The organism is Synechococcus sp. 'PEA 65AY6A-5F PE A', from assembly GCF_047462575.1.
Classification (GTDB): Bacteria; Cyanobacteriota; Cyanobacteriia; order Thermostichales; family Thermostichaceae; genus Thermostichus.
Map to the genome: position 1 here is coordinate 1 of NZ_JAOALE010000027.1, position 26,830 is coordinate 26,830.

20 protein-coding genes and 1 pseudogene are annotated in these 26,830 nt (G+C 58.8%); 9 read left to right on the forward strand and 12 right to left on the reverse strand.

What is annotated here, in order from left to right:
• The first annotated feature begins 110 nt into the window (after window positions 1-110).
• Complete coding sequence (locus tag GG26_RS09730) at window positions 111-752, forward strand: ABC transporter permease (protein WP_011431363.1); 642 nt, start codon at window positions 111-113, stop codon at window positions 750-752.
• A 7-nt stretch (window positions 753-759) separates the two neighbouring features.
• Window positions 760-3,681, forward strand: a complete 2,922-nt coding sequence (locus tag GG26_RS09735) for an ATP-binding protein (RefSeq protein WP_414390265.1) — start codon at window positions 760-762, stop codon at window positions 3,679-3,681.
• On the opposite strand, the gene rlmN is transcribed toward GG26_RS09735, so the two are convergent.
• Window positions 3,678-4,748: a 23S rRNA (adenine(2503)-C(2))-methyltransferase RlmN gene (rlmN, locus tag GG26_RS09740; protein WP_414390267.1), complete on the reverse strand. Its 1,071-nt coding sequence runs from the start codon at window positions 4,746-4,748 to the stop codon at window positions 3,678-3,680. The genes GG26_RS09735 and rlmN overlap by 4 nt on opposite strands.
• A 467-nt stretch (window positions 4,749-5,215) precedes the next feature.
• Between rlmN and GG26_RS09745 the strand changes: the two genes are divergently transcribed.
• Entirely contained in the window at window positions 5,216-5,812 is a 597-nt protein-coding gene (locus GG26_RS09745) for a chromophore lyase CpcT/CpeT (RefSeq protein WP_011431360.1), read from the forward strand.
• A gap of 215 nt (window positions 5,813-6,027) precedes the next feature.
• Here the strand turns inward: GG26_RS09745 and GG26_RS09750 are convergent.
• Together GG26_RS09750 and GG26_RS09755 are read right to left on the reverse strand one after the other, a co-directional pair.
• Window positions 6,028-6,159, reverse strand: a pseudogene (locus GG26_RS09750) (IS200/IS605 family transposase); the annotation flags it as partial.
• 364 nt (window positions 6,160-6,523) lie between these two features.
• Window positions 6,524-6,694 carry a hypothetical protein gene (locus GG26_RS09755; protein ID WP_011431359.1) on the reverse strand — a complete coding sequence of 57 codons (171 nt, stop codon included), beginning with the start codon at window positions 6,692-6,694 and terminating at the stop codon, window positions 6,524-6,526.
• A 122-nt stretch (window positions 6,695-6,816) separates the two neighbouring features.
• Here GG26_RS09755 and GG26_RS09760 point away from each other — a divergent pair, with 122 nt between their 5' ends.
• From GG26_RS09760 to GG26_RS09780, 5 genes are all read left to right on the forward strand, one after another.
• Window positions 6,817-7,794 carry a CobW family GTP-binding protein gene (locus GG26_RS09760; RefSeq protein ID WP_011431358.1) on the forward strand — a complete coding sequence of 326 codons (978 nt, stop codon included), beginning with the start codon at window positions 6,817-6,819 and terminating at the stop codon, window positions 7,792-7,794.
• Window positions 7,795-7,822: 28 nt separating this feature from the next.
• On the forward strand, window positions 7,823-8,683 hold the full coding sequence (locus GG26_RS09765; RefSeq protein WP_011431357.1) for a hypothetical protein: 861 nt from the start codon (window positions 7,823-7,825) through the stop codon (window positions 8,681-8,683).
• 205 nt (window positions 8,684-8,888) lie between these two features.
• Entirely contained in the window at window positions 8,889-10,976 is a 2,088-nt protein-coding gene (gene uvrB / locus GG26_RS09770) for an excinuclease ABC subunit UvrB (RefSeq protein WP_011431356.1), read from the forward strand.
• Between the two features lie 82 nt (window positions 10,977-11,058).
• Window positions 11,059-12,915, forward strand: a complete 1,857-nt coding sequence (locus GG26_RS09775) for a mechanosensitive ion channel family protein (RefSeq protein ID WP_414347069.1) — start codon at window positions 11,059-11,061, stop codon at window positions 12,913-12,915.
• Window positions 12,916-12,992: 77 nt separating this feature from the next.
• The gene (locus GG26_RS09780) at window positions 12,993-13,511 is read left to right on the forward strand and encodes a DciA family protein (RefSeq protein ID WP_240527320.1); all 519 of its coding nucleotides are present in this window, start codon (window positions 12,993-12,995) and stop codon (window positions 13,509-13,511) included.
• A gap of 172 nt (window positions 13,512-13,683) precedes the next feature.
• Here GG26_RS09780 and pxcA read toward each other — a convergent pair whose 3' ends face one another.
• The 5 genes from pxcA to GG26_RS09805 all read right to left on the reverse strand — a co-directional run bounded on the left by pxcA (window position 13,684) and on the right by GG26_RS09805 (window position 17,848).
• Window positions 13,684-15,054 carry a proton extrusion protein PcxA gene (gene pxcA / locus GG26_RS09785; RefSeq protein ID WP_240530517.1) on the reverse strand — a complete coding sequence of 457 codons (1,371 nt, stop codon included), beginning with the start codon at window positions 15,052-15,054 and terminating at the stop codon, window positions 13,684-13,686.
• 157 nt (window positions 15,055-15,211) lie between these two features.
• Entirely contained in the window at window positions 15,212-16,615 is a 1,404-nt protein-coding gene (locus tag GG26_RS09790; protein ID WP_099812766.1) for a glycosyltransferase, read from the reverse strand.
• 82 nt (window positions 16,616-16,697) lie between these two features.
• On the reverse strand, window positions 16,698-16,814 hold the full coding sequence (locus GG26_RS09795) for a photosystem II reaction center X protein (protein ID WP_011431350.1): 117 nt from the start codon (window positions 16,812-16,814) through the stop codon (window positions 16,698-16,700).
• Between the two features lie 113 nt (window positions 16,815-16,927).
• On the reverse strand, window positions 16,928-17,287 hold the full coding sequence (locus GG26_RS09800) for a ferredoxin-thioredoxin reductase catalytic domain-containing protein (RefSeq protein WP_414390276.1): 360 nt from the start codon (window positions 17,285-17,287) through the stop codon (window positions 16,928-16,930).
• Between the two features lie 156 nt (window positions 17,288-17,443).
• A complete protein-coding gene (locus tag GG26_RS09805; protein WP_011431348.1) occupies window positions 17,444-17,848 on the reverse strand; it encodes a universal stress protein in 405 nt (134 codons plus the stop codon).
• Between the two features lie 182 nt (window positions 17,849-18,030).
• Here GG26_RS09805 and eno point away from each other — a divergent pair, with 182 nt between their 5' ends.
• Window positions 18,031-19,329 (forward strand): phosphopyruvate hydratase, encoded by a 1,299-nt coding sequence (eno, locus tag GG26_RS09810; RefSeq protein ID WP_414390280.1) that lies wholly within the window; start codon window positions 18,031-18,033, stop codon window positions 19,327-19,329.
• Here eno and GG26_RS09815 read toward each other — a convergent pair.
• The 4 genes from GG26_RS09815 to GG26_RS09830 all read right to left on the reverse strand — a co-directional run bounded on the left by GG26_RS09815 (window position 19,326) and on the right by GG26_RS09830 (window position 26,808).
• The gene (locus GG26_RS09815) at window positions 19,326-21,377 is read right to left on the reverse strand and encodes a prolyl oligopeptidase family serine peptidase (RefSeq protein WP_414390283.1); all 2,052 of its coding nucleotides are present in this window, start codon (window positions 21,375-21,377) and stop codon (window positions 19,326-19,328) included. The two genes, eno and GG26_RS09815, sit on opposite strands and share 4 nt — an antisense overlap.
• Before the next feature lie 320 nt (window positions 21,378-21,697).
• Window positions 21,698-25,414: a PAS domain S-box protein gene (locus GG26_RS09820; RefSeq protein ID WP_414390286.1), complete on the reverse strand. Its 3,717-nt coding sequence runs from the start codon at window positions 25,412-25,414 to the stop codon at window positions 21,698-21,700.
• A gap of 142 nt (window positions 25,415-25,556) precedes the next feature.
• Window positions 25,557-26,123 (reverse strand): hypothetical protein, encoded by a 567-nt coding sequence (locus GG26_RS09825; protein ID WP_099812771.1) that lies wholly within the window; start codon window positions 26,121-26,123, stop codon window positions 25,557-25,559.
• 76 nt (window positions 26,124-26,199) lie between these two features.
• The gene (locus GG26_RS09830; protein WP_414390289.1) at window positions 26,200-26,808 is read right to left on the reverse strand and encodes a Uma2 family endonuclease; all 609 of its coding nucleotides are present in this window, start codon (window positions 26,806-26,808) and stop codon (window positions 26,200-26,202) included.
• Window positions 26,809-26,830 lie beyond the last annotated feature (22 nt).

The following is a 26,830-nucleotide window of genomic DNA, read 5'->3' on the forward strand; positions in this document are numbered from 1 at the left end:
GCCGCTTCTCTCGGTTTTACATACCTAGCCATACCAAGCAGCCATACTGAACATACTGGGCATTATTTTCAGTATAGTCCAGCATATCATTGACTAGAGTCATGCTCTCGATGAGCCTCCTGGCCCGCTCCTTGGACTATGCTCAAAGCAACAGCGACCTGCTACTTCAAGCTTTCCTCCAACACCTGCAACTGGTGGCGGTGCCGCTGGGGATCGCGTTGCTGGTGGGTCTGCCGCTGGGTTTTGGCAGCTCCCGCTCGCAGGTGGTTTCTCTGGTGGTGATCAATGCTTTTAGCAGCTTGCGGGTGATCCCCAGCTTGGCGATTTTGTTTTTGGCCATTCCCTACTTTGGCCTTGGCTTCCGCTCGGCGGCCATTGCCCTGACGATCTTGGCCTTGCCCCCCATTTTAATCAGCACCGACGTGGCCTTCCGCAGCCTGGATCCGGCCCTACGCGAAGCCGCCTTGGGCATGGGCATGACCCCTGCCCAGGTGCTGCGCTATGTGGAGATCCCTTTGGCGTTGCCGGTAATCTTGGCCGGCGTTAAAACCGCTACTATCGAGGTGGTTGCCAGCGCCACGTTGGCGGCCTTTATCGGGGCGGGCGGGCTGGGCAGCTTTATCACGCTGGGGTTTGCCCTCTACGACACCGCCATCCTGCTGGTGGGGGCGATCCCGGTGGCGCTGTTGGCCATGGGTGCCGAAGTTGTCCTCGGCGCTGTGCAGCGAGCGCTAGAACCTCCTCAAGCCTAGGGATCCCATGCTATTTTCCTCGATTGCTTCCCGGATGCGCTTGCCCTCCCTGGCTTCTCGGTCGATCCCTTTGCAGGTGGCGCTGCTGTTGCCGCTGCTGTTGGCGGTGGCCGGGGGGGCGGGCGGGGTGAGCTACCTCTCCTGGCGAGCCGGGCGGCAGATGGCGCTGCAGTTGGCCGAGCACCTGAAGCGTGAGGTTAACCACCGAGCCGAGGAGAACCTACACCGGTATCTGCAGGCCCCCCTGCAGGTCAATGCCGTCACTGAGGGAGCGGTGCGCTGGGGGCTGTTGCCCAATCTGGCCGCTCCTCAGCCTCCCGATCTGGAAGTCTTGGAAGCGTATTTTGCCCGCCAGTTGCAGCAGTTTCCCGAGCTGAGCTATGTCGGCTTTGTCTCTGAGCAGGGGGGGTTTATCACGGCCCGCCGCCACGCCGATGGCTCGATCTGGACTTACCACACGCCGGGCCTGAAGCCGGGATCCGTCCAAGGCCGCCAACGGGATCCGGAAAGCGGGGATCCCACCGGCTTGACGCGGCAATTGGGCTTTGTGGATCTGCGGCGGCTGTCTTGGTTTCCCGCAGTCCTGCAACAGGAAGGGGCCCGCCGTACCTGGGTGGTGAGCAACTTTTTTGTCGAGTCTCCCCATCAAAGGCCGGAGCGGCTGGTCCTGAGGGCGCTGCCCTTGGCGGATGGGGAGGGCGGGGTTTACGGCAGCCTGGTGGCTGCTCTCTCGGCTCAGCAACTGCAGGCTTTTCTGGAAGATCTGCAGGTCAGCTTGGGGTATCCGGGGGTGAGCTGGTTGCTGGATGAAGAGGGCCAGGTGGTGGCCGGCACGGAGGAGCTCTCCCCCCACCCGCTGCTGCTGGCTGTGCAAGCGCAGGTGGGATCCTGGGAGACGGCGGCCTCGCAAGATCTGCTGCGCCTTAGGGTGGACAGGATCCGTTATCTGGCACAGGTGACGGCCATTCAGGATGAAGGGGGGCTGAGTTTCTATTTCGTACAGGGGATCCCGGAGGAGATCCTTCTCGCCCCTGTCTATCGCAGCACTCAGCAGGCGGCCCTCTTGGGCGGGGGGCTGCTGCTGGGCTTTCTGGGAGCTGGGATCCTCCTCAGTGAAGCCCTCTCTCGCCCGCTGCGCCGCCTGACCCAAATAGCGGAGCAATTTGTGCAAACTGGGATCCCGGCCTTGGCCTCTATGGATCCCGGCCCCATCCAAGAGGTGCAGACCCTGGCCAAAGCTTGGCAGCAGGCGGCCGCTAACCAACAGGCTTTGTTGGATCGCCTCTGGCAACAGCAGCAGCAGTACTGCGCTGTGGTGGAGCAGCAGACGGAGCTGATCTGCCGCTTTCGGCCCGATACTTCCATAACCTATGCCAACCCGGCCTACCTGCGCTTCTTTGGCCGCTCAGCAGAAGAAACAATAGGCAGGCGCTGGGTGGACTCTCTGCCGCCGCAAGAACGGGAGGCGGTGCTGCAGTCTCTTGCGGCTCTTACGCCTGAACGTCCTTTCTACCGCAGCGAGCGGGAGTACCCCGGCGAAAGTGGCCAGTCCCGCTGGGTGAGCTGGGTGGATCAGGGCATTTTCGACAGCCAAGGCCAATTGGTGGAGATCCTGGCGGTGGGGCGGGAGATCACCGAGCAAAAGCGGGCCCAACAGCAGCTAGAAGCCCTTAACCGCGAGCTAGAAGCCCAGGTGGCGCTGCGCACCGCCCAGTTGGAGCAGGCTTTGCGCTTTGAGGCAGTGCTGCGCTCCCTCAGCGGCCAGATGGTGGCCAGCCTCAAGGAGGGAGAGATCTTGGAAGAGGTGGTCAAGAGCCTAGCCGAGGCTCTCAACCTGACTGGCTGTCATATTCTCTTGACCAGCGCCGATGGATCCTCTTGGATCCGGGCTTGCTCTTTTCCAGAGAAGGCGGATCCCGCCTCCCTTAACGACCCTGAGCTTGGGCACCTGCTGCACTCCCATGCCTTGCCCTGGGAAGTCCACTGGTGTTCTCAAAGAGGCGGGCGCTGGGTACACCTCTTGGCTTGCTCCCTTCGAAACCACCAAGAGCGGCTGGGGGTGTTGCTGGTGGAGCGACAGCAGGAGTTTTCCGAAGCCGAAAGGCAACTGGCCTACCAGGTGGCCAACTTGTGTGCTCTGGCCCTGCGGCAGGCCCGTCTGTATGAGGCGGCCCAGGCCCAGGTGAAGGAATTGGAGCGGCTCAACCTGCTCAAGGACGATTTTTTGAGCACCGTCTCCCACGAGCTGCGCACCCCCATGGCCAATGTGCGCATGGCCCTGCAAATGTTGCAAATAGCCCACAATAACTCCGAGAAACAGCAGCACTATTTCGCCATTGCCCTCAAGGAGTGTAACCGACAAATTGAGCTGATCAACGACCTGCTGGACATGCAGCGGCTGGCAGCCGAGAAGTATCTGCTCCAGCCGGAAGAGATCTTCCTGCCGCGCTATTTGCGGGATCTGGTGGCGGCATCCCAGCCTCTAGCCCAGGGCAAAAAGCAGAACTTGCAACTGCACCTGGAAGAGGGGATCCCACCCCTTGAGGCGGATCCCACGGCTCTGGGCCGCATTTTGCGCGAGCTGCTGCACAATGCCATCAAGTACACCGCCCCCGAGGGATCCATCCACCTGCGGGTGGCCCAGGAAGGAGAAGGGATCCTCTTCGTCTGCAGCAACAGCAGCGAGATCCCAGAGGCGGAGCTGCCCCGCATCTTTGAAAAGTTCTATCGGATCCCGCAGTCGGATCGCTGGAAGCACGGCGGCACCGGCCTGGGGCTGTCCCTGGTCAAGCAACTGGTGGAGCACATGGGGGGCCGGATCTCCGTCAGCAGCCTGGAAGGATGGACCCATTTCCGCGTTTGGCTCCCCCAAAGCCCAGATCCCGCTCCGGCGGCGGCAAAAGACCTCTCTAGAGCCGGCAGCGCCTAGGAACGGCCAGGGGCCGGCTCAGGGGAAGCGCGCAAAAAGGATCCCCGCAACTGGCCACAGGCAGCGTTGCTATCCAGACCACGGGTCTGGCGCACGCTGGCCTGGACGTGGTGTTCCTCTAGCAGGCGGACGAACTCCGCCACCCGCGCTGGGTGAGGGCGCTGATAGTTGGCCTCGGCGATGGGGTTGTACGGGATCAGGTTGACGTGCAGGCGTGCCCCCGACTGGCTGGCCTGGCGCAGCAGGTGGGCCAATTGACGGGCATGGATGGGCAGGTCGTTGATCCCAGCTATGAGCGTATACTCAAAGCTAACCCGCCGTCCCGTGCTCAGCATGTAGTCGCGGCAGTCCTGGATCAAAGCCTCCAGGGGATAGTGGGCTGCGGAAGGGATCAGCTGTTGCCGCAGCTCCTGGTTGGGGGCATGCAGGCTGACGGCCAAGGTAATCTGCAGCTTTTGCTGGGCCAGCCAGGGGATTTGGCGGGGCACGCCCACGGTGGAGAGGGTGATGTGCCGCTGGCCGATGCCGATATCTTGGTTCAGGCTGCGGATGGCCTGCACCACCGTGTCGCGGTTGAGCAGGGGCTCCCCCATGCCCATGAAAACCACGTGGCTGACGCGTCGGCCAAAGTCCTCCTGCACCGTTAACACCTGATCCAGGATTTCGTGCAGCTTGAGGTTGCGCCGGTAGCCCATCTTGCCGGTGGCGCAGAAGTTGCAGGCCATGGGGCAGCCCACCTGGGAGGAAACGCAGACGGTCAGCCGCCTGGCGGTCGGGATCCCCACCGTCTCGATCAACTCCCCATCCGCCAACTGCAGCAAAAACTTGACCGTGCCATCGCGGGATTCTATCCGCTGCACCACCTGGGAGCGCCCCACGGGATACTCTTGCAGCGCCTCGCGCCAGGCCTTGGGAAAGACCGTCACCTCCTGTAGGGAGCGGATCCCTTTGTGGTAGAGCCAGGTGTGCAGTTGTTGGCCGCGGTAGGCCGGCTGCCCTTGCTCAACCGCCCAGTCTTTCAAGGCAGCTAGGGATTGCCCAAGCAGGGGAAGGGGTGGGGCAGACATAGCGCCGTTCGCAAATCCATTGAAAGGCAAATCGGATCCCAAGCGGAGGGGATCGAGCTTCTCTACTCTAGCCTGTCGGCCAAACTGGATCCCTAGAGCTGGTTTTGGCAAGCGGGCCTGCCGTCCCGGATAATAGGCTTGCACGCTTACGCTTCTGGGGGTGCGGGGGTGGATAAGCCCCGCCCTGTACCCCCCTATATCCGACTGGGGGGCAGTCAGGGTCGGGATACAGCCACCCCCGCAAAAAATATCGTAAAATCAGATTGGCTGTACAAAACGGCGTTGCCGGAATCTGGTACAGCCCTGCGATAGGGCATTCCGTGGCTGCTTGCAGAGGGTTCTTGCAATAGCTCCCCGTTCGCGCTAGCGGAACGGAGTCCTTCGAAGCGAGAAGCCTGCTCTCTACCCGTTCGCGTCAGCGGCGCAGAGCGCTTGAGGGTGAGAGACGGGAGTATGTCACTTGCGCTATGTCGGTTTCGCCGCAACTGGCCCAACTGGCCACCTGGATGGCCGGACATTTCAACAATCTGCACCAGGCTATAGCCGAGCCGGTCTGGTTCGCCAACATTCACGTCTACCAATGCCCTCTGCCGTGGTCGGTGTTTCAGGGGATAGGGTTTTACGTGGAGCAACTGTACGATATCTACCCCGACCAGCCCTACCGGCAGCGGGTCATCCACCTTTTCGAGACGCCAGACGGGATCCGCATTCAAAACTACGCCCTGGGATCCCCGGAGGCCTACAAATGTGCTGGCCGAGATCTGGGAAAACTGGCCAGCCTGGCGGCGGCAGAGCTGGAGCTTTTGCCCGGCTGCGCGGTTCAGGTGGAATGGACGGGATCCTGCTACCGGGGCCGCAGCGTACCCGGCAAGGGCTGTATCGTCGAGCGCAAGGGCAGAACCACCTACCTCTATAGCGAGTTTGAAATCGGGGCCGACTACTTCCACAGCCTGGATCAGGGGCGCGATCCCGAAACAGATCAGGTGGTCTGGGGATCCCTTTCCGGGCCCTTTCGGTTTGTTAAAAAACAGGATTTTTCCTGCTACTTGCCCCGCTGGAGCTAGCTCCCCATCCAAACCCAGAAGGCCAGGATCCCATCCAGAGCAAGAGCAACAGGGCAAACCCCCAGCAGCCTGTCCATCCAAGGCTGGACATAGGGCCGCTGACCAGGTAGTACACAAAAGGATAGCTTGGTAGCCCCGCACTTGAGTGCGGGGCGGAAAAGCCCGCTAGCCACTTTAGTCGCTTACCCATGATGGGGGTCGTTGATATAGTTTCATAGCTCAAACAACCTCTTCCTGACTTCTCCCACCAAGACCTCTTTCTTTCTCTTTGGCCAAAAAATAAGATAAACAACCGCTAGCCCCACACCATGGTTGTAGTGATTGTACCGTTGACTTTCCTCTCGCACTATCGCTTACTTAGGTTGGAACAAAGAACAAAAACAAGAATGCGGTTTTAACCAAAACTTTGTTTTCGTCCCAACAGGTCGGTTCAAGGAGCGTATCGTGCAATTATGTCAGCATTATGGCATGGAGTTTATTGAGGTAGAGGAGGCGTACAGCTCGCAGGCAAGCTTCCTAGATGGAGATGAGCTACCTAGTTATGGTGAAAAACCCGACGGGTGGAGACCCTCTGGGCTGAGGCAAATGCTGCCGCCAACCTGCTTAAGAAAGTCAGCAGAACCTTGGGGCTTTGCGTTAAGGAACTGTCTAGAGGCGCTTTGACAACGCCGTTGCGGGTTCTTTTGTGGACTGCGTAAGAATCCCCCGCCTTTAGACGGTGGGAGTGTCAACAGGCCCCCCTGGCTGGTGGAGCGAGGTCAAGGCGCTCGACATCGGCCCAGCGGATCTGCCGGCGCAGCCCACCCAGACGGGGTAGGTGGATTGCATGCCCACCTCGTCCACCCGAACCTGCTGGCTTAGGGATCCCAGCAGCGCCGCCATTCAGTCCAGATCCTGGAAAACTGGCCCTGGAGCTAAGCTAGTAGAGCCTCCAGAGAACCTGAGAAAAGGGTTTGTTGGCCGCTTGTCGATTGAGTCTTGAGTGATTGATATGTAATGAATGTATGAAAGCTCAGCTTCCGGTTACAATTTTGACGGGCTTTTTGGGCAGTGGTAAAACCACGCTGCTCAAGCGCATCTTGCAGGAGGAACACGGGCTGCGCATCGGGGTTATCCTCAACGAGTTTGGCGAGATCTCCATCGATGGCGAACTGGTCAACATGCCCCAAGGAGGGCTGATGCAGCTCAGCAACGGCTGTCTCTGCTGCACGGTGCGGGAGGATCTCGAACGGGCGGCTCGCGAGCTGCTTCAGCATGCCCAGGCGTTGGACTACCTGGTGGTGGAGACCAGCGGCGTGGCGGATCCCAGGCAGGTGGCCGAGCTGTTTGTACAGAGAACCTTCCACGAGGAGCTGCGCCTGGATGGGATGGTGACCCTGGTGGATGGGGCCGAGTACTGGCGCAACTTCCAGCGGTCCCAAACTACCGCCCACCAGATCAGCAGCGCCGACATCTTGCTCCTGAACAAGGTAGATTTGATCACCCCAGCCGAACAAGAGAAGATCCTGTTAGATCTGCGTCGCTACAACCCCGACGCTCCCTGTCTGCCCACCACCCACGCCCAGGTGCCCCTGGCCCGCATTTTGGATGTGCACGCCTTTCGCCCAGAGCTGTGGGATCCCAAGCTCTCCGCTGCCGAGGCTGAAGGTCACGCTCACCCCAGTCACCATCTGGAAGAAGACGGGATCCAATCTCTGAGCTTTCAACTGCAGCAACCGCTGGATCTGGCGGCCTTCCGCGATTGGCTGCAGGATCTGCCGGAGACGATTTTTCGCGCCAAGGGGGTGCTGTGGGTTGCGGACGAGCCGCAGCGGGTTATCTTTCATCAGGTGGGCCGACGACAGACCCTCTTCTTGGAGCGGGAGTGGGATCCCGATGAGCCGCGTTGGTCAAAAATTGTCTTCATCGGCAAGGAACTAGAGCGGGAAGCGCTGGCCGCCGGCCTCAACCGGCTGTGTCGGGCAACCGCCGCCTGCCCATGAGTCCAAGTTTTGGGATGGGATAACCGCGATGGCCCGCAGCAAACTTTCAGAACAAGAACAACAGCAAATTGTTAGCACCTACCGCGGCTCGGCAGCCACTGCCGCCGAATTGGCCGAGCAATTTCGGGTAAGCGTTACCACCATCACCCGTGTCCTCAAGGAAAACATCGCTGCCGACGAGTACCAGCGGCTGATCCAGCTCAAACGCTCAGCAGCTCGCCGCAAAGACACGGGCGAGGAACCCACCCTTCCCCTGGACGGCATGGAGGGGCAACAGGTCTTGCCCCCACAGGGGGCTGCCGACGCCTCCGATCTCAGCGATGTCAGCGAAGGGGAGCGGATCCCTGAGGACAGGACGGCCACGGTGGCAGAACTGGCCCCCGAAGAATTGCCGGCCCAGCTCGTAGCCGAGCTTCAAGAAGACCTGGAAGACGACGAGGACAACGACCTGGAAGACGAAGAAGACGATGACGACGAAGAAGAGGATGCCGACGATTTTTTAGACGACGCGGCAGCGGTGCCCTCAGAAGATCCCTTGGCGGATCCCGTCCATCACATCCAAGTACTCCCCCTAGAGAAGCTCGACCTGCCTGAGACCTGTTATGTTGTGGTGGATCGCTACCAAGAGCTGACCACCCGCCCCCTCAAGGAATTTCTGGGGCTGGGATCCCTGCCCGTAGAGGGGATCGAAAACGCCAATACGCTGCCCATTTTCGACAACCACAAGGTGGCTCGGCGCTTTTCCGAGATGAGCCGTCGTGGCAGCAACACCTATCCGCCCTACCGGGTCATCCAATTTCCCGGATACATTCTGGAGATTGTACGCCCACAATTGCAGAAGAAAGGCATTACCCATCTGCTAATCGATGGACAAATTTACAGCCTGTGAGGTGTAGCCGCCGAATTCAACTACAGCTTGCTCTTTCGTCAGGAGATCCAGCGCACCGACGGAAACTCCACTGACAAAGGTTTTAGCTTATGGGACGATATAGGTTCTGGCCAAGCAGGCTGTAACTGCCCAGTTGTCTAAATTAATTAAAAGTCTTAACCAGAACACTCAACCATGGATCCTCAAAAGATCAACGGATAGACTTATGTCGGAGTTTCAACTGGTTTCTTCCTATCAGCCCACGGGGGATCAACCCAAGGCGATTGCCGGCTTGGTGAAGTCGATTTTAGAGGGCCATCGCTTTCAAACCCTGCTGGGGGCAACCGGAACCGGCAAAACGTTTACCATTGCCCATACTATCCAGCAAGTCGGCAGGCCCACCTTGGTGATGGCTCCCAACAAAACCTTGGCCGCCCAACTGTGTAACGAGCTGCGAGAGCTTTTTCCCTACAATGCCGTCGAATATTTCATCAGCTATTACGACTACTATCAACCGGAAGCCTATGTGCCCAGCACCGATACTTACATCGCCAAGTCTTCTTCCATCAACGATGAGATCGACATGTTGCGGCACTCCGCTACCCGCTCTCTATTTGAACGGCGAGATGTCATCGTGGTGGCCTCGGTAAGCTGCATCTACGGCTTGGGCATGCCGGAGGAATACCTGAAGGCTTCCATCCCCTTCCAAGTCGGCCAGGAGATCAACCAGCGGGAGGTCTTGCGGGATCTGGCCGGCATTCAGTACGAGCGCAACGACCTGGAGCTGGCGCGGGGGCGATTTCGCGTCAAGGGCGATGTGCTGGAAATTGTGCCGGCGTATGAAGATCGGGTGATCCGCATTGAATTTTTTGGCGATGAGATCGAGGCCATTCGCCTGATTGATCCGGTTACAGGTGAGATTTTGACCAGCCTCAGCGCCCTCAGAGTCTACCCGGCTCGCCACTTTGTAACGCCAGAAGCCCAGTTGCAGCAGGCGATCCTCAACATTGAGCAGGAGCTGGAGGAGCAACTGGCTTTCTTTCGCAAACAAGGCAAGCTACTGGAAGCCCAACGGCTAGAACAGCGCACCCGCTACGACCTGGAAATGCTGCGGGAGGTGGGCTATTGCAACGGCATCGAAAACTACTCTCGGCACCTGACGGGGCGCAAGGAAGGGGAGCCGCCTGCTTGTTTAGTGGATTATTTCAAGGCCAACGATTGGCTCTTGGTGGTGGACGAATCCCACGTCACCGTGCCGCAAATCCGCGGCATGTACAATGGGGATCGCGCCCGCAAGCAGGTGCTGGTGGATCACGGGTTTCGCCTGCCCAGCGCCCTCGACAACCGCCCTCTCAAAGCCGAGGAGTTCTGGGCCAAAGTCCACCAATGCGTCTTTGTTTCCGCCACGCCCGGCAACTGGGAACTGGAGCAAAGCGGAGCCCAATTTGAAACGGTGGTGGAAAACGGCAAAACCCTGAAGTTCTATGTGCCGGGCACCGGTCGGGTTATAGAACAGGTCATTCGGCCCACCGGGGTGGTGGATCCGGAAGTGCATGTCCGCCCCACAGCCGGGCAGGTGGAGGATTTGTTGGGAGAGATCTACCTGCGATTGGAACGTTCGCAGCAGGGCCTCCCGGAACGGGTCATTGTGACCACCCTCACCAAACGCATGGCCGAAGATCTCACAGAATACTTGCAAGAACGCGGGATCCGGGTTCGCTATTTGCATTCCGAGATCAGCTCAATTGAGCGGATCGAAATTTTACAAGATTTTCGCGAAGGAGCTTTTGACGTACTGGTAGGGGTCAATTTGTTGCGGGAAGGGTTGGATTTGCCGGAAGTCTCCTTGGTGGCCATTTTGGACGCGGATAAAGAGGGATTTTTGCGGGCGGAGCGATCCCTGATTCAGATGATCGGGCGAGCAGCGCGCAATGTCCGTGGCACGGTGGTGATGTACGCCGACACCCTGACCGGCAGCATGGCCCGGGCCATCGCCGAAACCCAGCGCCGCCGGGAGATTCAATTGCAATACAACCGCCAACACAACATCACTCCTAAGCCCATTATTAAGAAAAACAGCAACGCCATTCTGTCTTTTTTGGCCATCTCCCGCAAACTCAACAGCCAAGACCTGGAAAAAGCCTTTCCAGTTGCAGACGAAATCCCTCTTTCGGAGATTCCAGAGCTGATCGGCCAACTGGAACTGAAGATGAAAGCAGCGGCCAAAAACCTGGAATTTGAAGAAGCTGCGCAACTGCGAGACCAAATTAAAAAGCTGCGCCAACGCCTTTTGGGCCACCATCAGAGCACTTAAGGTCCTCGCTTGGATCGGCCAAAATCGGGATTTGCTTATGCCACCATAGGCTTACAGCAGCATCCTAGGGATCCCCGAGACAATGGGCGTTCGGGTCCAACGAGCCATTCGAGACTCTGTCCTGCTGAAGGGAGCGGCCCTGGCGGTGGGGCTGATAGCCGGGATTGGCCTCTGGCTCCTGCCCGCTCCGGTCTCCAAGGCTGCTGGGATCCCGGTGGCCCAAGCCCTCGAGTTGCGGGATCCCGGCTTTTCCCACCCCACTCCTGCCGAAGCGCCAACTCTTGAGGGATCCCCTTCCCCGACCTCTAGCCCACTGCGGATCCCCTTGACCGGCCAAGAGGGCACAGAAGTCTTGGTGGGGAACATTCCGGTGTTTCGCCTGCAGACGGCAGAATACCCCAGCGATGTGCGGGCCGACAACGTGCGGGCAATCATTGAGCGCTTCTTGGAAGAAGGCCAGTTGCCAGAGCCGGAGGTACGGGTGGCCCAGGATGCCAACGGCCAGTACGTCCTCCGCCTGGGAGAAAGAGGTCGCTTTGAGGCCACCCAGCGGTATCTGTTTACCGTCACCTATGCCGACGCCGCCGCCGAGCGCAGGGTGCCGCTGGGCCAGGTGAGCCTCAACGACGTGCGTCTGGTGGCCAACACTTGGGCGCGGCGGCTGGAGCAAGCCATTGCCGAGTACCGGCAGGATCGGCTGGATCTGCAGCGGGCGCAGGATCCGCGCGTGCTGATGCTCACCATCCTGGCCGGGCTGGCCACCGTGGCAGTGGGGTTCTTTCTCTGGCGGCTGTTCGACCGCAGTCTCGTCCGCCTGCAAAGTTGGTTGGAGCTCAAGGCCGACCCGGCCTGGGGGAGCTGGATCGACATCGCAGGGGTGCTGCTGCGAGGCCTGGGGGCAATTCTCATTGCCGGCATCTCTCTGGATCGCGGCATCAGCTTTATACCTGCCCTGCGGCCTTTTCAGCGCGCTTTTTACCTGGGCTTGGGGCGCGTGGTGGCCACGGCGCTGGGCGTCCTCACCCAACCGCTGCCCAATTCCAGCGTCTCCATCGCCAGCTTGCTGGTCTTTTTTGTGCTGGCCGCTTTGGTCTTCACCGTTGCCCACTACGTCAGCGTTGGCTTTAAGCAGCGGTTTCTGAGCCGGCTGGGACTGGATCTGGGCACCCAGGAGTCTACAACGGCCATCTTCAAGTACATCCTCACCCTGTTCGGGATCCTCTTGGTCTTGCCCTTCAGTGGCCTCAATTTGGGATCCCTGGCGGTGATTGCCGGGGCGGTGGGTTTGGGGATCGGTTTTGGTCTGCAAAACCTCTCCAACAACTACATCAGCTACATCGCCATCCTGCTGGAGCGCCCCATCCAAGTCGGGGATCTGGTGGAAGTGGACAACCTGCTCGGCACCGTGGAGCGCATTGGCCCGCGGGCCACCGTCCTGCGCACTTTGGATCGCATCTTTGTAATCGTGCCCAACTCCCGCTTCACCGAGTCGAAGGTGGTGAACTGGAGCTACCGGGATCCCCGCTGTCGCATCCACATTCCCGTGGGCGTGGCCTACGGCTCCGATACCACCTTGGTCACCGAAGCCCTGCTCAGCGCCGCCAAGGAAAATCCGCGGGTACTGAGCAGCCCCGCCCCGCAGGTGTGGCTCAAGTCTTTTGGCCCCTCTTCCCTCAACTTTGAGCTGCTGGTGTGGATCAACCGGCCCCAGGATCAATTTGTCTTGATCAGCGAGCTGAACTTTGCCATCGAAGCAGAGTTTCGCCGGCGTGGGATCCGCATCCCCTTCCCCCAGCAAGATATTCACATTCGCAGCCTCGAAGGATTTGCTCCCCCCAGTCAAAACGGCGGATCCCGTTCCCTGCCCGATGCCGCTTCCATTCAGTCCGCCCTCAGCGAAGCGGCAAAATCGTTGGAAGACCAAAATGGCGTTTCCTGAGCGACACCATGCTGCAACGGTTAGATGAGGCACTGGGTAGCTTTGGCAGCCATCCGTGTTGGGCTGAACTGAAGCAAATGCAGCTCCTAAGACAGCTCTGGCCGGAAGTGGTGGGAGAGGCGGTAGCAGCGCAAACCTATCCCCTCAACCTGCGCCGCCAGGTGCTACAGGTGGCCACCTCTACCCCGTCCTGGGCGCAAAACTTAACTCTGCAGCGCCAGCTCATTCTCAGGAAACTCAACAGCCGCCTGCACCCTCCTCTCAGCGACATTCGCTTCAGCCCCGGCGCTTGGCACGAGGGATCCAGCCCGTCCGCTCCCCACCCTGATGCGGAGTTGGTAGGCAAGTTTTACCCCATCTCATCTGCAACCCCAGCCCAAAAGCAGCCTGCAACCGCTCGCCGCTCCGGCTCACGGCCGTCTCCCGCCGATGCTAAAGCCGCTTTCGAACGTTGGGCCCGACTGGTGAAACAGAGACAAACTCAGCAAAACCTGTTCCCTTGCCCTGCCTGTGGCTGCCCCGCCCCTGCCGCCGAACTGGAGCGTTGGTTGGTCTGCGGGTTTTGCCATCGCCAGTCCTTGCGCGTGCGCAGCTAACTCAGGGAACTCAAATTAGGGCTGTTTCCAGGGGCAACGAAACAACTCGTTAGGTCGATCCCCAGCTCCCTTCTCCCAGAGGGAGAGGGGCCGGGGGTGAGGGGAACTCCCCCTGAGGTTGTGGATGGTGGCGGCAGCGGCCTGGATTCTCGATGAAGGCAACTGCAAACCCTCAATCGTTCATGGCGTGGTAGGTGGCCACCGCCGACGGCGATACGCGGTTCAAGTAGCGGAAGATCCAGTACTTAAAGAGTGTATCGAGGAAAACCGGAAAAGTGGCAATAAAGCCGTAGATAAAATTGCGGTTTTCTGGCAGACCCAGGTGGGCAGCTAAGCTGCTCAGCAGCACCTCCCAGCCATGGGGAGAGTGGTAGCCGACGAACACATCTGTGAAGAGAATAATAATGAAAGCCTTGGCACTGTCGCTGAGGCCATAGATCAGGCGATCCAAAAAAGACTTGAGAACTTCAATTTCCTCGCGCCCGATGAAGATCAGCCAGCCAAACACCAGCAGCGATAGCACGTCGGCAAGGACGTTCTTGAGGCCTTCCAAATTCTTACGGCTGTATTTTTGCAGCAACTCCTCTGCCTTCTTGGACAGTTGGTCTTCGGATTCCAGGTCGAGCTCTGGAGATTGGTGGTGTAAAGCCCGCTCAAACTCTATTTTTTCCTTGAAAAACTCAAACTCGGAGAGAGCCTTTTCTTGAAATTCGTAGCTCAGAGCCAGGATGGTGGGCTCCCGCGGCTGAAAGCGATCCACCAACGGCCCGAACAGGAAGTGTTTCGAGAAAATCTGGACAAGCAGCGGCAAAATGGCCAGCAGCAACAAAAACCGAACTGCCACCAGTGTGCGCGTGCGTTGGCTGCGATACTCCTGGAGCAGCTCTTCTTCTGCCTGCGAACTCAGCTCACGGCGGATCTGGTTGGCCGTACGCAGGATGGAGCGAGGCAGGAGGGCCGTTTTAGAGGCAACCGGGGCATTGCTGTTGTCGAGGTTTGTCTTAGCAAGATTGGTCTTGATGGAGGGATCGGAGGGCTCCGGCTGGCTTGAGGTCAGTGGCTCTGGTTGCTCTTGAGACTTGGGCGGAGGGGAGGTGGACCTGGGTTGAGCAGCGGGGCGCTTGTAGCGCGAGGTCACCTGATCGATAAACTCCAGCTTTTCCAAAATCGAGGGATCCCGACTTTGCCGGCCATTTTCAGCGTCTTTACCGTCGTTTTCAGAAGGGCCGACGGGGGCCTCTTTGGCCTGATCTTTGTCGGAAGAGAAGGGAGGGCCGCTGCCATTTTGCTCGGGATCCGGCAGGCGAGAAAAAACGCTACTGGCCCTGAACTCCGCTAAACTAAGATCAATTTGACGCAATTCCTGGCGCAATTGGATCTGAAAGTAGCGGCTGGTGTTTTGGCCGTGGTTTCCGTTGCTGCCGATGGATCCCCCCTGAAAGTAGCGGTCTTCGATGGCTTTGATGCGCAGGGCAGCTTCATAGGCTCGATCGAGGGAGCGTAGGGGAGTACTTGAGATCCATTGGCCGAGCCTGCTCAACACGGATTCCCCCATTGCTTTTTCCTGTGGCGGTTTTTCTCAGGGCTGATCCATGCATTTTTCAATGGCTAACTATTGTAACAACTTCTGGGAGGCTGGGCAGGGATCCGGATGGGGAAGCGGCCCGTCTGGATCAAAACCGTGTTGAAGGGGTTAGGGCTCAGGATCCCTTGAAGCGGCTGAGGGCAAAAGCGCAGATCTGCAGCAGCCGCAGCCCGTCCCGCACATGTTGGATGTTGGAGCGCCCATAGGTTCTGGGGAAGTAGCGCACCGGGATGTCCAGGATCTTGAGGGTGCGCTTGGCCGCCCCCAACAACAGGTCGAAATCCCCAAACGGGTCAAAATCCCCCCATTCTTGCCGCAGCTTGGCAATCTGCCAATAGTCCTCCCGCCACAGGGCCTTGGTGCCGCAGAGGGAATCTTTGATGCGGATGCCGAGAATGTGGGAGAGGAGAGCGGCAAAAAAACGATTGGCCCACTGGTTGAGGCGCGGCATCGCTTCTGGTTTCAGGGGATAGACGAGGCGGCAGCCGTTGGCAAAGTCGCACCGCCCGGAGGCCACCGCGCGGAAAAACTTGGGGAGCTCTTCCGCCTGGACAGTCAAGTCGGCGTCGAGAATGATCAGCACATCGCCGCTGGCCGCGGCAAACCCCTTGCGCACCGCATCTCCCTTGCCTTTGCCCTCTTGCCGGAGAGCCTGGATGGTGCGGATCCCCTGGTATTCGTCCTGAACCCGCTGGATCTCAGCCCAGGTGTCGTCGCTGGAATGCCCCTCTACAAAAATGATCTCGGTGCGGGATCCCATCTCTGGCAACTGCTGCACACAGCGGCGGATGTTGCCCGCCTCGTTGCGGGCTGGGATCACCACTGTGCAAGAAGGTTGCTCCTCAAGGGGGGGATCCCAGGCGGGATCGGGCTGGGGGCGGGCGATCGTGTATTCCGTTAGACAAAGGGCGTTGATCCCGGGCAAGGGGGCAATGAAGCGGTTAATCAGCGTCGAAAGCAGTGGGATCCGCCGCGGCAACAACAGCCGCTTGCCCTGCTGAATGACCTCGTACCCTGCTAGGTGCAGCAAATTGGCCACATCGCCTGCCGAGAGCCAGTTGGCTGCCGGCAGGGGCATGCGCTGCTTGAGGACGGTCGCCAGGCTTAGCAGCGGCTCCCAGAGGGGGTTGTGGTACGAGAGGATCAGGCGAGTGCGCGGGGTACAAAAACGGCGCAGCCGCTCAAGAACCTGCTGAACGTCTGCCAGGTAGCCCAAGGTGTTGACGAGCAAAATAACGTCAAAAGGCTCCGCTAAGATGGGATCCTGCTTGTCCAGCGTGTGGGCATCCTGCACCCGAAAGTGAAGATGGGGAAACTGCCTCTGCGCCTGGGCAACAATCTCTGCGTCCCAGTCAATCCCCACCCCAAAACTGGGCTGCAAAGCGTTGAGCAGGGATCCGGTGCCGGAGCCAATTTCCAGAATGCGCAGGCCTGGGGGAACGAAGAAGCGGTGCAGCCGCTCCAGATCCTCGTGGTAGTAGCGGTTTTTTTGCCGCCAGTAGTGCAGGGGGTGGGTCAACGCTCCCGGGATGTCGCCAGATCAGCTTTAGATCATAAAGGGCGGTGGGCAATCCGCAGACAAGCCCTGGCGAGCAGGAGACTCAGCGACGACGCACCCTATCTCTTTGGCTGACGAAGACGATGGCGCCGAAGAGAAGCCCCAGCACCACTGCGCCGTACAGCAAGCTCCAGAGAAAGTTAGCCAGTGAGGGAGTCATAAAAGAGTTTCCTCCTCCTGCGAATAGCAACTACCCAGCTATTCTCTGACTATACCGATCTTTGTCACCCCTCCCCGCCCGATCGTCCCCTCCAATGACAGGCACTTGGCCGATTATTTCGTTTGGTATTCCAGGGGCACCTCCTCTAGGGTTTGGCTGGTGCCGGCAAAGGGGTTGTCTGGGGTTAAGAAGAGCATACAGTGACATTCTTTGCGCTCGCGCATTGGCACGCAGGGGCAGTTCCAATAGCCGGCTTTCACTTCCGCCTCTTTGTCTTCGTAAAAGCGGCAGGGACAGAGCGGAGCGCCCAACTGCTCTTTGTGGAGAGCCAAGCCTTCGATCACTGCCGTCGTAATCGTAGGATCAGAGCAGAAAAAAGTGTCGGTACGTTTGGCGTAGGTTTCTGCGAAATGCCGCATCACCTCGAAGGTTCTCTGCGAGGCCTTGTTGTGACCACGACTTTGATTTTCCATACCGATTCCCAGGGGTGTAACCAGTAATCCGGGCTACCTCGCTCTTCGTTGTACAGCAGACTCCTGCTCAACACGAACAAAAACGGCCTTGCTGTTACACAAGGCAACATTTTGAGACAACTTCAACACACTCCCCGGAAAGAGAAGGTCTGGTCTTCAGGGTACTACCAGCACTGGGCAAGGGGAGAGGTCGATGACCCGGTGGCTGACGGATTCGTTTTTCCGGCCTTCGGCTAGGCTGATGCCGCGGGATCCCATCACGATTAGGCTGATCTCCAGCTCGTCCGCCACGTCGCAGATGACAAAAGGAACCTTCCCCTCGCGATACTCGCTCTTGACATTTTGGATGCCAATCTGCTGGAGGCCAGCCTCAGCCTGTTTGAGCAAGTTGTGGATACTTTGGCGGGCTTGCTCGGCTTGCTCTGGGCTCAGGTCCGTGCTGTCTAGGACGGAGAGCAGATAGACCTGGCTCTTGTAGCGCTGCGCTATGTCCGCCACCAAGGGCAGGGCGTGGCTAGTTTCGCGCGAGTTGTCGATGGGAAAGAGCAGTCTTTCGAACATAGTCGCAGATTCCCCCTCCACCCCACCCGGACTACTCTGCCTATTCTACTTCCGCTTCTCTTGAAACAGGGGCAAGCCGTTAAAGTTTTCCAGAAGCAAAGGGATCTAGGGGCAAAAATCCACTAGTCTATTGGCAATCTGGCTTCGGCCAGAACTGTCTAGCCAATTGCTGAGGTGCAACTGTGGAAACGGCCATCGAGTGGATTACCGCCCATGAGATCCTCGACTCCCGGGGGCAGCCGACCTTAGAAGCTTTGGTGGGCCTAGCCAATGGGGCAACCGGCTTGGCCCAGGTGCCCAGTGGCGCTTCGACCGGCACTTTTGAGGCCCACGAGCTGCGGGACGGGGATCCCAAGCGCTACGGGGGCAAGGGTGTGCTGAGGGCAGTGGAAAACATCCTCGGCCCCATCCAGTCGGAGCTGCAGGGAGAAGATGCCCTCAACCAGGCCCGCATCGACCAGTTGCTGATCGATCTGGACGGCACCCCCAACAAGTCGCAACTGGGAGCCAATGCCATCTTGGCAGTTTCTTTGGCTACAGCTAAGGCGGCTGCCAGTGCAGTGGGCCTGCCTTTGTACAGGTACCTGGGTGGACCCTTTGCCAACCTGCTGCCAGTGCCGCTCATGAATGTGCTCAACGGCGGCGCCCACGCCGACAACAACCTCGATACTCAAGAATTTATGATCGTGCCCATCGGAGCACCCAGCTTTCGCGAGGCGCTGCGCTACGGAGCCGAGGTGTTTGCAGCCCTAAAACAAGTGCTGCGGCAGAGGGGACTGTCCACGGGGGTGGGGGATGAAGGCGGATTTGCCCCCAACCTCGACTCCAACGCCGCAGCTTTGGATCTATTGATGACGGCTATTGAACAGGCGGGCTACAGGCCAGGGGAGGATATCGCCTTGGCCTTGGACGTGGCGGCCAACGAGCTGCTGCAGGATGGGCAGTACCACTTCGAGGGCAAAGCCCGCAGCGCCGAGCAGATGGTGAACTACTACGAGCAACTGCTGGCCAACTATCCCATCCTCTCCCTGGAAGACGGGCTGGCGGAAGAAGATTGGGCCGGCTGGCAGGCCATGACCGCCCGCTTGGGATCCCGGGTGCAACTGGTGGGGGACGACCTGTTTGTAACCAACCCGGCCCGGCTGCAGAAAGGCATCGACAGCGGCGCTGCCAACGCCATTTTGATCAAGCTCAACCAGATCGGCACCCTGACAGAGACGGTCTCGACCATTCAACTGGCCGTTCAGGCGGGCTTTCGCACCCTCATCAGCCACCGCTCCGGTGAGACAGAAGACACCACCATCGCCGACCTGGCGGTGGCCACCCGCGCCGGCCAGATCAAAACCGGATCCCTCTGCCGCAGCGAGCGCATCGCCAAGTACAACCAACTGCTGCGCATCGAAGACGAGCTGGGGGAAGCGGCCGTCTATGCCGGTCGGGTGGGCCTGGGGCCTAGGGGGTTGCCGGCGCGGAGTCGCTAGCCCGCTTGGATCCCCAGCACCTGCACCAAGAAGGCCCAGCGGTCGGCGGTCTCTTCGATGAGCTTGGCAGTGGGCTTGCCGGCCCCGTGGCCGGCTTTGGTGTCGATGCGAATGAGGATGGGCTGGGATCCCCCCTGGGCCGCCTGCAGGGCGGCGGCAAACTTGAAGCTGTGGGCGGGCACCACCCGGTCGTCGTGATCTGCCGTGGTGATCAGGGTGGCGGGGTAGGCGGTGCCGGGCTTGAGGTTGTGCAGGGGGGAGTAGGCGTAGAGGGCCTTGAATTCCTCCGGGTCTTCCGGGGATCCGTACTCGGAGATCCAGGCCCAGCCGATGGTGAACTTATGAAAGCGCAGCATGTCGAACACCCCCACGGCGGGGAGGGCTGCTGCAAAGAGATCCGGCCTTTGGGTCAGGCAGGCCCCCACCAAGAGGCCGCCGTTGCTGCCGCCGGCGATGGCCAACTTGGAGGGGTTGGTGTAGCCGTTGGCCATGAGCCACTCAGCCGCGGCAATGAAGTCGTCGAAGACCTTTTGCTTGTTGAGCTTGGTGCCCGCTTGGTGCCAGGCTTCCCCGTATTCGCCGCCGCCGCGCAAACTGGGCTGGGCGTAAACCCCTCCCATCTCCAGCCAGGCCACCAGGCCCACCGAAAAGCTGGGGGTCAGAGAGATGCCAAAGCCGCCGTAGCCGTACAGCAGGGTGGGGTGATCCCCTGTCCGCGCTAGGCCGCGGCGGTGGACAAGGAACATGGGGATGCGGGTGCCGTCTTGGCTGGCGTAGAACACCTGCTGCACCTCATAGGCCTGGGGATCGAAATCCACCTGGGGCTGACGGAAGAGGGTGCTGCGGCCGCTGGTGAAGTCGTAGCGGTAGATGGTGGGGGGAGTGGTAAAGCTGGTGAAGGTGTAGAAGGTCTCGGTGTCGTGGCGCTTGCCGCCAAAGCCGCTGGCGGATCCCAGCCCTAGCAAGGGAATTTCCCCCAGGTAGGTGCCGTCTAAAGCAAAGGTCCGGATCTGGGTGTGGGCGTCTTTGAGGTAGAAGGCAACGAACTGGTTGTGGATTAGGCTAACTCCCTGCAGGGTCTCCTCGGCTTCGGGGATCACCTCTTGCAACTGACCTGGGTTGTCGAGATCAATGGCCACCAGTCGCCGCCGGGGAGCCTGGAGGTCCGTCAACAGCCAAAAGCGGGAGCCGTCGTTGCCGACAAAGGCGTACTCGGCCTGGAACTCGCGGATAAGCTCCACCACCGGCGAGCTGGGATCCCGCAGGTCTTTGTAGAAGAGGAGGTTTTTGGGATCCGTGCCCCGCCAGACGGAGATGATTAGGTAGTCTCCATCTTCGGTAACCCCGCCGGCAAAGCCCCACTCTTTTTGGTCAGGGCGGTGGTAGACCAAGAGATCTTCCGACTGGGGGGTGCCCAGGCGGTGGTAGTAGAGTTTTTGGAAGTAGTTGGCGCTTTCGTACTCGCTGCCAGGGGCCGGCTCGTCGTAGCGGCTGTAGAAAAATCCCTGCCCGTCCAGCGTCCAGCTGGCCCCGGAGAATTTAATCCAGCGCAGGTGATCCGGCAGGTCTTCTCCCGTTTCGATATCCCGCACCTTCCACTCCTGCCAGTCGGAGCCGGAGCGGGAGAGACCATAGGCCAGGTAGCGCCCGTCGCGGCTGATGGCAATCCCTGAGAGGGCCACCGTGCCGTCTTCCGAGAGGGTGTTGGGATCTAGCAAAACCCGCGCCTCTCCCTCCAGGCTTTCTTGGGTATAGAGAACGCTCTGGTTTTGCAGGCCGTCGTTTTTGAAGTAGAAGTAGCGGTTGCCCTCTTTGAAGGGCTGGCTGTATTTTTCGTAGTTCCACAGTTGCCTCAGGCGCTCCAGAAGCCGCTGCCGGGCCGGGATCCGCTGCAAGTAGTCAAAAGTTAGGCGGTTTTGCGCCTCGATCCAAGCTCGCGTCTGCTCAGAATCCAGATCCTCCAGCCAGCGATAGGGATCCGGCACCGCTTGCCCATGGTAGAAGTCGACAACAGTGGGATCCGGATGGCTGGGCGGGTAGTTGAGCATAGAGACGGAGCAACAAAAGACCAATTCCACTATGGCAGAAGCCTGAGACCTCAGCGTGGGATTTGACACTCCCACCCAAATGGACTCGCGAAGGCGCTGTCAAGACGCCCCTAGACAGTCCTTTGAGGCATAACCTCAAAGTTCTGCTTACTTCGGACTTAAGTTCCTCCAGGTTAGTTATTGCCGCGCGGGTTTTGCACCGCAGTAGGTTGTTTTCCTGGAGAAGCTCTGTACTAACTATAACAAAGAAGCAACTAAAGTGGCTCAAGGGCTTTTCCGCCCCGCACTCAAGTACGGGGCTACCAAGCTATCCTTTTGTGTCAAAGTTGGGGCAGATGAGGTAGGTGAAGCGTAAAGGTTGTCCAGCCGGCGGCGCTGCTCACCTCGATGGATCCGCGCAACTGATCCACCATCTGTTTCACCAAGGCCAAGCCCAGACCCGTGCCCCCTTCCTTCCAAGGATCGTTGCTGGGAATGCGGTAAAAGCGCTCAAAGATGCGGGTCAACTCCTCGGCGGGGATCGGCTGGCTATTGCTGACCTCGACGATGCTGCGGCGGTTTTCGGTTTCTACCCGTAGGCGGATGGATCCCTGGGCCGGGGTGTATTTCACAGCATTGTGCAGCAGCTCCCGCAGGATACGTTGCAACAGCAAGGGATCCGTTGTGATGGTGCTTTCTAGGGGGACGCTGGCTTGAAAGCTCTGCCCCTTGGCGCGGGCCCGCTCTTGGGTAACCGTCAGCAGATCCCCCAGCAGATCTCGCCAGGTGAGGGCTTGCACCTCCAGCGCATAGGCCTCCGCCTGCAGCCGCTGCAGATCCAGCAGGTCGTTGATGAGCTCGATCTCCCGCTGGCACTCCCGCTCGGCAATGAGGAAGTATTGCGCTCGTTTCTCCTCTGAGCGAGCTATCTGCAGCATTTTCAGGGCCATTTTCAGGCTGGCCAGGGGAGTGCGCAGCTCGTGGCTGACGGTGCTGATGAAGTCGTCTTTCAATTGGTTGAGGCGCTCCAGGGCTTGCACCTGCTCTTGGGCAGCCTGGAACAGGCGCGCCTGCCGCAGCCCAATGGCACATTGGTTGGCCACCTGCTGGATAAGTTGGATCTCCTGGTCGTCGAAAGGACGCGCCGCCGAGCGAAAGATCCACAGATCCCCCAGCACTTGGCCTTTATCTAGCAAGGGACAAGCCATTACTACCTGGCGGTCTTCCAGGGCTTTCCCTGAAAAGCAAAATAGGCAAGACTGCCCCCTGAGCAGTTGTCGATGAACGTCTCCGTAAGGGCCTCTCTGCAAAGGTACAGAGAGATTTAGGTAAGACTTCGAGCGGGGGCAATACTCGTAGCGGATGGTGGCAAGGGTGAAATCGGCGTTGTAAAGGCTGATGTCGCAGCCATCGGCATCTAGACTTTCTCCCAGCTCGCGCACGGCGGCGCTGAGGATCTCAGCTTCGTCGAGAGAATCGCGCACGCGGTTGATAATGCTTCTTAGGAGAGCCTCAAATTGCAAAGCCCGCTCTAGCTGCGCAGTGCGCTGCCGCACTTTTTCTTCTAGCGTTTGCTTTAGAGCTTTTATCTGCTCGTACAACTGAGCCTGTTGCAACGCGACAGCCAACTGGTCGGTCAGTTTCTGCAAAAGCTCAATTTCCCACTCCTGCCACGGGCGGCTGGATTGGCAGTGCTGCGCCACCAAGAGGCCCCAGAGATCCTCCCTCCGCCGAATCGGGATCACCAAGTTGGCCTGAGCCTGAAAGGATTCCAAGAGTTGCCGATGGCAGGGATCCAAACTGGCTGTCGCCACATTGTCGATGGCCTGCACAAAGCCCTGTTGGTACTTGCGATAGCAGGGATCCTGGCGAAAGCAAGCATCCCACACGGAGCGGCCCAAGTGGCTGGGCCAGGGATCCAGCACCGCCTCGGCAGCTACCCATCCCCCTATGCCGTCCTGTAACTGGTAGATCATCACCCGATCCACCTGGAGAAACTCTCGCACTTCCGCCGCCGTGGTCTGCAAGAGGGGCTGCAAGTCCAAGTTCTCGCGGATGCGGCGCAGCAGGGATCCCAGGAGTCTCTCTCGCTCTGCCTCTTGCAGCAGCAGATCCTGGGCTTGTTTGAGGGGGGTGATATCTACCACAATGCTGCAAACGGCATAGGGATCCCCTCGCCGATCCCGCAGGGCAAACTTGGTGATCCACTTTTCCAGTTCTTGCCCATCACGGCAAACAGTGTGCTCATAGCTGAGGGGATGAGCAGATTGGATTGCCCTTTGATCCTCCTCGCGAAACTTCAGAGCTTCCTCTGGCGAGAAGAGTTCCGCATCGACTTTGCCGAGAACTTCTTCTGGAAGTTTACCGTTTTTCTGCAGGTAAGCCCGATTGACCTGTAAGTAGCGGCCCTGCAGGTCTTTAACAAAGATGGGAAAAGGGATCCCATCGAGGATAGCTTTGAGACGGGCTTCGCTTTCTTGCAGGGCCAGCTCCGCCTCTTTTTGCTGGGTGATATCTTCGGTAATGCCGGCAATGCGGATCACTTCTTGCTGTTCATTGAAAATAGGCCGGCAGGAAGTCCGCAACCAGCGCACCCGGCCATCTCGATGAATGATGCGATAGGTAATCGGCTTCTCTCCTTGGATGACCTGAGGTACGGCTTGCAAAATCCTCGGCAGATCTTCCGGATGAATCTTTTCTCGCCACAGATCGGGCTTTTGGTAAAACTCCTCCGGCTTGTATCCCCAGATCTGCTCGCACTGAGGGCTTTTATAAAACAATTGACTGAGATCTGGAGAATAGAGAAAGAAGGAAACCGGCACAGCCTCGGCCATTTCGCGAAAGCGGGCTTCGCTTTCCCGCAGCGCCTGTTCTGCCTCTTTTTGCTGGGTAATGTCGCGGGTGCTGCAGACAATTCCCCCTAGCGCAGGATCCTGCAAAAGATTGGTGCAGCGGCTCTCCAACCACACCCAATGGCCATCGGCATGCTGCATCCGATAGACAAAGCTGAGCGTCTCGCCCGGCCGAGCCTTCAGTTGTTCAAGGGCGTCGGCAACGATCTGGCGATCTTCCGGGTGAACCCAATCCAGAGGTATAGGTTCTCCCTCCTCAGGACAACGACCCAAGACTTTCTGGGTAACCGGGCGATTGAGAGTATGAACCAAGCCTTGGGCATCGATCCAACACAAAATGTCGTGGCTGTTGTCGAGGAAGGCGCGAAAGCGCTCCTGTTGTTCTCGCAGTTGTTGTTCCAGCCGCTTTTGCTCGGTAATATCCAAGACAATGCCGAGCCATCCCAAACCTTTGGACTCATCCTGCAGCTTGACAGCCAGGCGATAGGTGTAGCGCTCTTGGCCTTGGATGATTTCCTTGCTCTCCAATCGGGAAAACCCTTGCCGCTCCAGGTCAGACAAGGCTTGCCCAGTGTACTCCAGCCAGTGGGGATGTTGCTGCGCTGCCTCTTGCAGAGAAGTGCCCAGCAGGTCGCCATACCAGGCGCAGTCGGTGGCATTTTGCAAAATCAGCACTCCCTGGGGATCCCTGGCCCGTATGGCTGCCGGCAGGGCGTCCAGAAGAGCCCTCAGTTGGGCTTCCCGCAGGCGCAGATTTTCTTCCAGTTGCTTCTTCTCGGTAATGTCTCGGCCCACCCCGCGAATAAACTGCAAGCGGCCCCGCCGGTCGAAAAGGCCCTGGTTGATCCACTCAAACCACCGCACCTTTCCTTCCGCATCGAACAAGGGGTGAGCCCAAGCAAAGGTAGGCTGCTGAGGAGTAAGCTGGGATATCTTCTGCCGCACCTGCTCTTGCTCCTCTGGCGGCAAGGCCTCGATCCAGCGCCGGCCCTGCCAATTGCCGAAAACCTTCTGGCAGGCCTCGTTACACTCCACCACCGTTGTATCCGCCCGCGCCAGCATGATGACATCGGGAAAACCAACCTGGGCCTGATGCGGCCGCCGCCTCTGCCAGAAGACAAGCGCCAGGAGCCAGGCTGCCCACAAAAGCAGCCACGGCCAGTTGCCCAAAGCTTCCTCAACAATGGTCTCCCAAGGAATGATCATGACAGCTTAGCATTGCCAAAATTCTGTTAAGATAGGCGAGAGTGCCTATTCAAACCCACACCAATTCTCGGCAGTTTGCCAAGGATTGCCAAGTATCACAATCAACAACTATATAACCTCGGCAATTGCCCAGAAGGGAACCTCACAGGTTAAGATAGTCCTGGATCCAGCCCACCAGCCGCTGTGCCAGGGTAAGCGCTTCCGGCTCGCCTTCTTTGATCGCCGATTGGCTGCTGAAGCAAGCAATAACCTCTTCTTGAAATTTTTCTTCAAGCTTTTGTTCAAAAGCGCCGCGGCGAAACTGCAACCGCACCTGAGCTTGGATCTGAAAGCTCTCCCGCGCCTCCTCATCCAAGATCTCCTGTCCCAGCCGCTGCAGCCGCACCCCTTGCAATTGGGCGAGGGGATAAGAGAATACCTGCTGCCGCCAAAGCCCCCAGGGGCCACCCAGCCGGGTCAGGGTCGCTCGCTGCCGCTCCCGATCCAAGCTCAGGATCTGCCCCAGCCCCCAAGGGATCCCAATCCCCAGGCCCGCTGCTACGGCCAGCAACCCCACCAGCGGCGAGCGGCCCCAGAGCTGGGATCCCAGCGCCAACAGCCCCAAACCCGCCACCACCCGCCAGGCCAGTTGCTCAGGGGTAAACCTTTGCAGGGCAATTCGCAGCCGTCTGGGGTTGCGCTCCAGAACTTGCAGGTAAACCGGCCTCATGAAATTGGATCCCGTTTTTGGCGCCAGTTTACCAGGTGCCGCGGAACCCTGGAAGACTTGCGAGCTTGGCAAACAGCTAAAACTCAGGTTCGGCAAAAAACTCTGACAAATCCAAGGCAAACCCAGGGATCACCTCTTCGCCTTCCAGGATATCTCCTGGCCGCTTCAATGCTGCGGGCTCAGGCTGACGGTAAACCAAAACATACTTTTCTTCGGGATGAATAAGCCAAACAAGGCGGGATCCATTTTCAAAGTACTCGACGATTTTATTGTGGATCTCTCCCACTGTGTTGACTTCAGAGAGAACTTCTACAACCAAATCTGGGGATCCCTCGATATAGCCCTTGGGGATCCCGCCGAGAGATCGCAGCCGCTCCTTGGAGAAGAAAGAACAATCTGGGGAGCGGCGATTGCCAGATTTCATCTTAAACGAAGTATCGGAGTCAAAAGTAAAGCCAATCTTTTGGCTGCGAACATAGGCACCTAGGAGGATGTGAATCAAACTTACATAGTATCCATGCCTTGCACTTGCCGAACCCAAAGCAATCAGCTTCCCATCGACAACTTCATAGCAATTGCCATCATCGGGCAGAGCCATAAACTCTTCATCAGTCCAAATCTTCCGAGAAGCTGTTGCAGAGCTTTCGGCAGGTTCCTTTGCTAGCCTTTCCAGAGCTTCAATCATGGTAGCCCTCTCAGATAGCTAA